This is a genomic window from Streptomyces viridosporus (assembly GCF_002078235.1).
In the GTDB taxonomy this organism is placed as follows: Bacteria; Actinomycetota; Actinomycetes; order Streptomycetales; family Streptomycetaceae; genus Streptomyces; species Streptomyces viridosporus.
Window position 1 is genome coordinate 1 of the sequence record NZ_MSGP01000589.1, and the last position, 8,224, is coordinate 8,224.

The window sequence follows — 8,224 nt, forward strand, 5'->3', positions numbered from 1 at the left end:
GGGCGGTCCGGTGCCGGGGGGCCGTTCGCGGCGAGGGGGTGTTCGGACGGCTCATGGGAAGGCCTTGATCACGGAAGGCGCGGCTGCGGGGCCCGCAGGAGCGTGGAACCGGTGCAGTCGGGCACAGGTCCCGCCGCTCCTCAGCGGGTCGTGGTGGGGTCCATGCTCGACGACCCGTTCGTCCTCCGGCTCGGTGACCGAGAGCAACCGCCGCAGCACCGCGACCGGGGTGGCGCTGCGAACGGCGTGACGGCGAAGGTTCACGGAACCGCGACTTGCCGGACGTCGTCCCCGGGCGACCGGGAGGTCATGCCCACCGGCCGCCGAGGGACACCGGCGTCACTTGCGCATGCCGGTGCTGGAGGTACGACGACGGTGTTTGCGGTTGTGGGACGTCCTCCCCTTCGCGGTGGTCGTGGTCCTCATGCCCTTGGAGTGCTTCTTGGCGGGTACCAGGTGACTGAAGAGCGACATGGTCCTTCCCTTCGTCTCACACGTTTCACTAGGACATACGTGCGGTCTCCCTCACGGGATGGCGGTTCGGCAAGATTTCCCGCGTACGGAGTCCTTCCCGGCGCTCACGGGCAACCCGCGCCGGCACCTCGTACCCGACGGACGTGGGCACCGGACTGGGCGAGCAGGTCTCGGACGCCGGGTTCGCGCAGGTGGAGCGCGGTGACCAGGGCTCCGTCGGCGAGGGATGCGGTCATGGGCAGTCGTGTCCATTCGCCCGTGAGGTGTTTTCTTGAGGAAGGCGGCACCGTGTCCCCACGCGCTGTCGCCTCGGCAGTACGACCACCGGAAGATCCTGGCGACTACGGGGGACGCCAGGGACCGAGCCCTCTGGTCGGTCGTCTGCCCCGACAACGTCGACGACGGTGTCGCGTGGGCCGACCACTCCCCTTCCGTCACCCGCTGGGGCGCATCGGCGCCCTTGTCCAGGGACGACGGGTCCGTGGCCGGGGTACGGGGCCGCTGCGGAGGAACCGTAACGTGGTGCGTATGGACAGGCATGCGCTCGCGGCGTTCCTGCGCAGCAGGAGGGAGCGGCTCCGGCCGGAGGACGTGGGTTTGCCACGGGGTCGCGGCGCCGTACCCCGGGTCTGCGGCGGGAGGAGGTCGCTCAGCTCGCCCACATTTCGGGGAAGCGGCGATCCGCTGGTCCGCCGCACGGCGGCTTCTGCACCCACGGCACGTGGGGAGCGCAGCGCGCCGGCCTCGCCGCCGAGTACCGCACCTGACCCGGCGCCGGGTGCTGGATCTCCCCGGCAGGAGCAGGTCTTCGATGCGGGGCGATCTCCGTTCACCGACGGCGGGCCGAGGGCTCAATCGGCAGCAAGCGCCTCCCGCATGGCCTTCACGGTGGCAGTGGCCTCATAGCCGTCGGGCACGCCTTCGACCAGGATGATGTCACCCTCGATGTGCCGGGAACGCAGCGGTGCGATCTCCTGGTAGGCGGGTGAGTCCCACCAGGTCCGTGCCTCTGTGATCCCGGGGAAGCCGATCATCACGACGTGCCCGGGCCAGGTGCCCTCCTTCACCTCGTGCTCCGTGGCGTGCACGAGGAACCGGCCGCCGTACGGCTCGAAAGTGGCGGGGATGCGCTCGATGTACTCCGCGATGTCCGGGTGCGGGTCGGCCGACTGCAGGTGGGCTATGACGTAGGCGGGCATGGTGTCCTCTCCGGTCCGTCCGGCTCCGTACGCGGATGATCGTGGCATTCGGAAAGGCTGGGGTCGATGACCTGGCAGGTCATTGCCCCCGGCCGACTCGCCGTTCCTCGGGAGAGGCGTCGTCCTCACCCTCGGCTACGGCGTGGTCCGTGGGCCGTCATCGGTGGGATCTCGTACGACGCGCAGCGCGCGGGACGCCCGGCTCCGGCCCTTCCGCCGTCATCCGGACCACACTTGGGACATGAACGGACACAGCGGGAACCTCCTGGCCCAGGGCCGCGTGGCAACCAGGCTTCCGGCCCGGGACCTGGAGCGAGCACGGCGTTTCTACTCCGAGAAGCTCGGCCTGCAGCCGGTCGAAGAAGCGCCCGGCGGGTTGATGTACCGGTGTGGAGGCGCGGAGTTCCAGGTGTTTCGGTCCGCGGGAGCCTCACCCGGGACCTTCACACAGATGTCGTGGGAGGTCCATGACATCGAGGCGGTCGTCGGGGAGCTCAAGCAGCGCGGTGTGGTGTTCGAGGAGTTCGCCCTTTCCCCGGTGCACGGCGGCGCGCGGACGCAGGACGGGATCGTCGACGTCCAGAACTATCTGAGCACGCGCGCACCAGGCGCTCGGGAAGCCCGGGGCGCCTGGTTCCGTGACAGCGAGGGCAACATGCTGGGCATCGGCCAGCTGGTCACCTGAGTGGAGCAAGCGCGCCCGTGTTCCCGGGCCGGCCCGAACGGGCTGGACGACGCAGGGGAAAGGCAGGGTCTCGGGCCCTACCCGCGGCTCTGGGTCCCCGACCCAGGCGGTTCGGAGACCCTCACGGGTGAACGCCACACGCGTGACGCCGCTGGGCGAGGAGGTGCCTCAACCTCGTAGTCCTTCTCGAGGCCTTCCACTCCGTCCCAGAGGCGTACGCCTCGGCCGAGCGGAATCGGGACCACCACGATGTGCATGTGGTCGATGGGCCCGGCGGCAAGGAAGTCGCGGAGTCCAGGCAGCAGGAAGAGGAGGACGGCAGGCGGACACGGCGGTGCGGGGCGGGCACCGCCGGTGCCCGCCCCGTGTTCGCGCGGTGGGATCAGTTGTCGCCGAGCAGCTTGTTCATCTGCTCGATCTCCGCGCTCTGCGAGGCGATGATCTCTGCGGCCATCTTCTTGGCCGGAGCGTAGGCGCCGTCGGCCTGCTCGGTCTCCGCCATCTCGACCGCGCCTTCGTGATGCTTGATCATCATCTTCATGAAGGCGGTGTCGAACGCCTTGCCCGAGGCGTTCTCGAGCTCGGCCATCTCCTCGGCCGTCATCATCCCGTCCATGCCGTGCAGGGAGTGGTCCGTGGCGCCCTCGGCGGGCACCTTCTCGCCCCAGGAAGCCAGCCAGCCGGACAGCGTCCTGATCTCCGGGTCCTGGGCCTTCTTGATGTCGGCGGCGAGCTTCTTCACCTCGGCCGACTGAGCCCTCTCGGGTGCGAGGTCGGCCATCTCGACGGCCTGGCGGTGGTGGGGGATCATCCCCTTCGCGAAGGCCACGTCGGCCGCGTTGTGCTGTCCCTGTGACGCCGGGGCGGAGGCGGACGAGGAAGCGGTGGTGTTGTGGCCGCCGTGCCCGGCAGCCGAGCTGCCGTCGTCGCCGTCGCCGCCACAGGCCGCCAGGACGAGCACTGCCGCACCTGCGGCGGCGACGGCGACGGTACGGCGGACGAGTGAACGCTTGCGGATCATGGTGGTGCAACTCCTTCACGCGCGCCGGTCACGGCGCGCGGTGTCACGGATCTTCGAGGGCGTGCGGGAGCACGGCACCCGTCACCGGTCATCGCCGGGTACGAGGGGTGCCGAGCGGGCCGCTCTATATCCGCAGAAGTTGCAGTTCGAAAAGGTCGGGCGGCGCCCGCCCGTCAGGAACCGAGCCGCCGGTCGCCGTGGTGGGGGAAGGCCCGGCGGGCGTGTCCAGCACCGCGCCGACCGGCGCCGGCGGCGTGTACGCCGAACCGGTGCCGGCGGCCGCGCACGTCCCATCGGCGTGATCGAGGTACCCCGATCCGCCGTCCGTGTGCGTGCACCCCCCGTTCGCGTGCGGCACACCGTCCGCCGCGGCCATCACCCTCTCGTGGCCGGTCCCGGTCCGCGCCGTCGGCACTCCGCCCGGAGCCAAGCCGTGCATGCCCAGCACACCGGCCAGCACCGCCAAGATCAGCAACACGAACAGCCGCCCTACTGGGCGGCGGCTTGAACGGGTGCTGCTGATCACGGACCTCATGGTACGAGGTGCTCCCCGCACTGAGCGGGCGCACCCGTCCGCCTGTCGCGTACCGCTTCGCCCGGGCCGACATGTCAGCGGGCACCCTCCCCGAGGGTTGCCACTTGGCGTGCGCCGCGCCCTTCTCCGAAGATCTTCGATGGCATGCTCTCGTACCGGGGTCCGGCACCGGCTTCCCCGACGGGCTGAAAGTGGCCGGCAAGGACGGCAACGACCGCAAGCGGTATCGCGGTTCGATGGAGTCCCTGCTCCGAGGCGCGCCCCGGCGCCTCGGAGCCGCCGTCCCTCAGCGCCGCAGTGCCGCCCTCGCCGGCAGGGTCACCGCCAGCAGGCCCAGTCCCACCGCGCCCCCGGCGAGGGCCGCGTACACCGACGGAGGTACGTACGGAGCCTCGCCGGTGAGGCCGCGCATCATCGGGATCAGCGTCGCGGCGGCGATGGCCGTGCCGAGGACGATGCCGGTCACCGCCACCAGCAGGCCTTCCCAGCGCAGCATCCGCATCACCTGACGCCGGGTGGAGCCGATGAGGCGGAGCATGCCGAGCTCGCGGCGGCGGTCGAGGACGGTCATCACGAGCGTGTTGACGGCGGCGACGGCGGCGAAGCCGCCGAGGACGCCGGCCATCGTGTAGTTGGCCCAGGCGTTGAGCTCGCGGTCGGTGTTCTGCTCGACCGCGTAGCCGGAGGCGTCGGTGACCTCGCCGAGCGGGGCGAGGGCCTCGGCGTCCCCGCCCCGCACCAGCAGCGTGCTGTCGAAGCCCGAGGTGACGTGGGCGGCCAGGGACGCGCGGTCCATGGTCACCGCCGCGAGGCCGAGACCGCGGCCGTACACGGCGACGACCTCGGGGCTGGCCCTGGTGCCGTCCGGGAGGTGGATCGGCAGCTTGTCGCCGACCTTGACCCTCGCCGACGTGGCGAGCGTCTTGTCGATGGCGATCCGGCCCTTGCCGACCCGGTCCAGGCTGCCGCTGCGCACATCGAGGTCCTGCACCTTCTCGAGCTGCGCGCCGGAGCCGGAGATGCCCTGGGTCGCCGAGCCCTGCAGCCACCGGTCGCCACCCGACCCGACGGGCACGAGCACCTGCGTGTCGAGCAGGCCCACGGCCGCGTCGACGCCGGGCGTGCGGGCGGCCCGGTCGACGGCGTCGGCGGGCAGCCCGGCCGGGTCCGTGACCACGTGGTCCGCGGTGATGCCCGCGCGCAGTTGCTTCGCGGCGACGTGGCTCTCGCTCGTGTGCATGAAGACGAGCGTCGAGGTGAAGGCCATGGCCAGCACGATCGGAGTGATCGCGGAGGCGAGCCGACGGGCGTTCGTACGGGAGTTGGCGGCCGCGAGCGAGGCCGCGGCGCCGCCGCCGCTCAGGGGGAGCCCGAACAGCGCCGCGCACAGCCACGCCACCGGCGGGCCGAGCAGCGCCACGGCGAGCATGAAGAGCATGACGACGCCGAGGGCGGCGTTGGCCGCGTCCTCTCCGGCCGAACGGGCGGCGAGGACGGTGAGGAACCCGCCGCCGACGAGGGCGCCCAGACCCAGCACGGTACGGATCACGCCCGGCCGCAGCCGCTCCACCGACGCCTCGGTGAGCGCCTGCCCCGGCTTGATCTTCGCGGGTCGGCGCCCGGCCGCCCAGCCGGCGGCGAGCGCGGTCAGCAGCCCCGTACCGACGGCGACGACGAGCGGGATCCAGGAGACGTGCAGGCCCACGGCCTCCGGGACGGCCCCGCGGTCCTGCAACTGTCCGAACCACCAGTGCGCGAGCCCGATCCCGGGCAGGCAGCCGACCAGCCCGGCGGCGGGCGCGACGAGCAGCGCCTCGGCGGCGACCGCGCGACGGATCTGCCGCGGGGTGGCGCCGACGGCGCGCAGCAGCGCGAACTCCCGGGCGCGCTGGGCGACGGACAAGCCGACCGTGCCGGACGCCGTGAAGACGGCGACCATGGCGGCGACCCCGCCGAAGGAGCCACCGAGCCCGGAGAGCGTCTCCTTGGCGTACCCGAGCCCACGGTCCTCGACGGCGCCGCGGCCGTCGCCGGAGTGCACCTTGGCACCGGAACCGGCGAGCGCCTTCCTCACGCCGGCGGCGAGGGCGTCGGCGTCCGAACCGTCCTTCGCCAGTACGGCGATGGCGTCGGCCTTGCCGGGGTGCCCGGCGAGCGCGGAGGACTGGGCGTCGGCGAACCAGCCGGTGGCTCCCTCGGCCGCGTCTCCGGATCCGGCCCTCGCCAGCCCGGAGACGCGGAAGTCGGCGCGCCCGGTGGCGGTTTCGAGCGTGACGGTGTCACCGACGCCGGCCTTCGCGGCCCGCGCAGCGGTGGCGTCGAGCACGACCTCGCCGGTACGGGGCGCGGCACCGGAGGTGAGCGTGGCGCCGGTGAAGGTGTGTGACCCCCAGCCGTGGCCCGTCAGCATGCCGTCGCCCTGCCGCACCGGGAACGTGAAGTCCGGCACCGCCGCCTCCACGCCGGGCGCGCGGGCCGCCTTGTCCGCCAGCGCGGTGTCCACGCGCGCCGTGTCCGGCAGGAGGGCCGTCGACTCGAACCGGCTGTCGCCGCTGCCCGTGACGAAGCGGGCGTACTGGTCCGCCGCCGCGACGACCGGTACCTTCGCGTACCGCTCGGGCGGCACCGAGGCGCGCAGGCCGGTCTCGAGCAGGATGCCGCAGGCCGAGACGATCAGCGCCGCCATCATCAGCGCGACGAACGTGCCCGCGAACGACGCGGGCTTGAAGCGTACGGCCGCGCGGGCGAGGCCGTTGGGGAGCAGTCTCATGCCACGGCCTCCGCCATCGCGCCCGGGCGGGCGGTGAGGGCGGCCATGCGCGCCGCGATCTGCTCCGCCGAACCGCGCTCCAGGCCGCCGGCGAAGACGCCGTTGGCGAGGAACAGCACGCGGTCGGCCCAGGCGGCCGCCGCCGGGTCGTGGGTGACCATGACGACGGTGGCCCCGAGCGTGTCCACCGCCTGCCGGAGCAGGCCGAGGACCTCGGCGGCGGTGCCGGTGTCGAGGGCGCCGGTGGGCTCGTCGGCGAAGATCACGTCGGGGCTGGTGACCAGGGCGCGGGCGATGGCCACGCGCTGCTGCTGGCCGCCGGAGAGCTCGCCGGGCCGGCGCTTCGCCTTGTCGGCGAGCCCGACCCGCGCGAGCACCGCCTCCGCCCGGCGGCGGTCCTGGCGCTGCCCGGCCAGGCGCATCGGCAGCAGCACGTTCTGCTCCACGGTCAGCGACGGCAGCAGGTTGAACGCCTGGAAGACGAAGCCGAGGCGGCTGCGGCGCAGCTCGGTGAGCTGGTTCTCGCCCATGCCCGTGATCTCCGTACCGCCGAGGCGCACGGAGCCGGCCGACGGCCGGTCGAGCCCGGCGGCGCACTGCAGGAAGGTGGACTTGCCGGACCCGGACGGGCCCATGACCGCGGTGAACGTGCCGCGCGCGAGGGCGAGGTCGATGCCCGCGAGCGCGTGCACGGCACCGGCGCCGCGGCCGTACCGCCGCCGGACGCCCCGCAGTTCGACGGCGAGACCGGATGCGGTGGCCGGGGCCTCCGCATCCGGCCGGTCGTCCGCCTTCTGCCGCCTGCCGCTGCGCAGCCTCATGGTCCGTCCTCTCGCGATCTCTTCGAGCCGATGACCCGAAGCTACGGATCATGCTCGTTACGGACCATGGCGGCTGCTGGCGGATCCGGGGTGGGGATAACCCGAGGGCGCCGCCGGCGTCGGGCTCGCCGTCGTACCGCGCCGCGCCATCGACCCCCACCAGCCCCTCGACGTGTGCGAACTGCAGGACCCCTGGGCTCGCCGCCACCATCTACTGGCCTGGGGCGTCAAGGACCGCGCCGCCTCCACGGCGACCGCGGCGCTCGCCGAACACCTGCGCCACGCGGCCCTGTCCGAGCCTTCCTTCCGCAACGCACACGGAGACCCGGTCGGCCGGCACCCCTTCCACGACGGCTGACCGAACAGGGGATGAGCACATGTCTTCACGCTGAGGTGGTCAGTGGGAGATAGCGCGCCGCCCCGGGCCTCGCCGGGCTGTCACCCGAACGCGGGTGACGTCTCCTCACGCCACGAACTGCCGCGCATGTGACAAAGCCCCGCCCCCCGTTGTGGCAGGGGGCGGGGCTTCTCATGGAGCGCCGGGCAGGCCTTGNNCTTCAAGATCGACTATAGCCCAGACCCGCCGACGGCGCACACCGGGACCGACCCCCGTGCAACCGCCCGGTCGGGACAACAGCCCCAGCCACGAAGCCGGGACACACGCGAAGTCCCCTCGCACGCCGCCCCGGAGACGTCACCCCGCGTTCGGGTGACGTCTC

The 8,224-nt window shown here is 72.6% G+C and carries 8 protein-coding genes and 2 pseudogenes; 3 read left to right on the forward strand and 7 right to left on the reverse strand.

Annotated features, from left to right (window positions below; translation table 11 throughout):
- Positions 1–339: 339 nt before the first annotated feature.
- Positions 340–474, reverse strand: a complete 135-nt coding sequence (locus B7L92_RS43000; protein WP_255311254.1) for a hypothetical protein — start codon at positions 472–474, stop codon at positions 340–342.
- A gap of 104 nt (positions 475–578) precedes the next feature.
- Complete coding sequence (locus B7L92_RS43005) at positions 579–710, reverse strand: hypothetical protein (RefSeq protein WP_255311255.1); 132 nt, start codon at positions 708–710, stop codon at positions 579–581.
- 283 nt (positions 711–993) lie between these two features.
- On the opposite strand from B7L92_RS43005, the pseudogene B7L92_RS41695 reads away from it, so the two are divergent.
- A pseudogene (locus tag B7L92_RS41695) lies at positions 994–1,142 on the forward strand (helix-turn-helix domain-containing protein); the annotation flags it as partial.
- A gap of 183 nt (positions 1,143–1,325) precedes the next feature.
- Here B7L92_RS41695 and B7L92_RS33510 read toward each other — a convergent pair.
- Positions 1,326–1,673: a DUF1330 domain-containing protein gene (locus tag B7L92_RS33510; protein WP_081241031.1), complete on the reverse strand. Its 348-nt coding sequence runs from the start codon at positions 1,671–1,673 to the stop codon at positions 1,326–1,328.
- Between the two features lie 241 nt (positions 1,674–1,914).
- Here B7L92_RS33510 and B7L92_RS33515 point away from each other — a divergent pair, with 241 nt between their 5' ends.
- Positions 1,915–2,358 carry a VOC family protein gene (locus B7L92_RS33515; RefSeq protein WP_174704060.1) on the forward strand — a complete coding sequence of 148 codons (444 nt, stop codon included), beginning with the start codon at positions 1,915–1,917 and terminating at the stop codon, positions 2,356–2,358.
- Positions 2,359–2,740: 382 nt separating this feature from the next.
- Here B7L92_RS33515 and B7L92_RS33525 read toward each other — a convergent pair whose 3' ends face one another.
- The 4 genes from B7L92_RS33525 to B7L92_RS33540 all read right to left on the reverse strand — a co-directional run bounded on the left by B7L92_RS33525 (position 2,741) and on the right by B7L92_RS33540 (position 7,505).
- Positions 2,741–3,379 (reverse strand): DUF305 domain-containing protein, encoded by a 639-nt coding sequence (locus tag B7L92_RS33525; protein ID WP_081241032.1) that lies wholly within the window; start codon positions 3,377–3,379, stop codon positions 2,741–2,743.
- A 124-nt stretch (positions 3,380–3,503) separates the two neighbouring features.
- On the reverse strand, positions 3,504–3,905 hold the full coding sequence (locus tag B7L92_RS33530; protein WP_081241036.1) for a DUF6153 family protein: 402 nt from the start codon (positions 3,903–3,905) through the stop codon (positions 3,504–3,506).
- A gap of 295 nt (positions 3,906–4,200) precedes the next feature.
- Positions 4,201–6,684, reverse strand: coding sequence for an FtsX-like permease family protein (locus tag B7L92_RS33535; protein WP_081241033.1), 2,484 nt, complete (start codon positions 6,682–6,684; stop codon positions 4,201–4,203).
- Entirely contained in the window at positions 6,681–7,505 is an 825-nt protein-coding gene (locus B7L92_RS33540; protein ID WP_081241034.1) for an ABC transporter ATP-binding protein, read from the reverse strand. Before B7L92_RS33540 ends, B7L92_RS33535 begins: the two co-directional genes overlap by 4 nt.
- A 109-nt stretch (positions 7,506–7,614) precedes the next feature.
- On the opposite strand from B7L92_RS33540, the pseudogene B7L92_RS33545 reads away from it, so the two are divergent.
- Positions 7,615–7,863, forward strand: a pseudogene (locus tag B7L92_RS33545) (LysR family transcriptional regulator); the annotation flags it as partial.
- Positions 7,864–8,224: the final 361 nt, after the last annotated feature.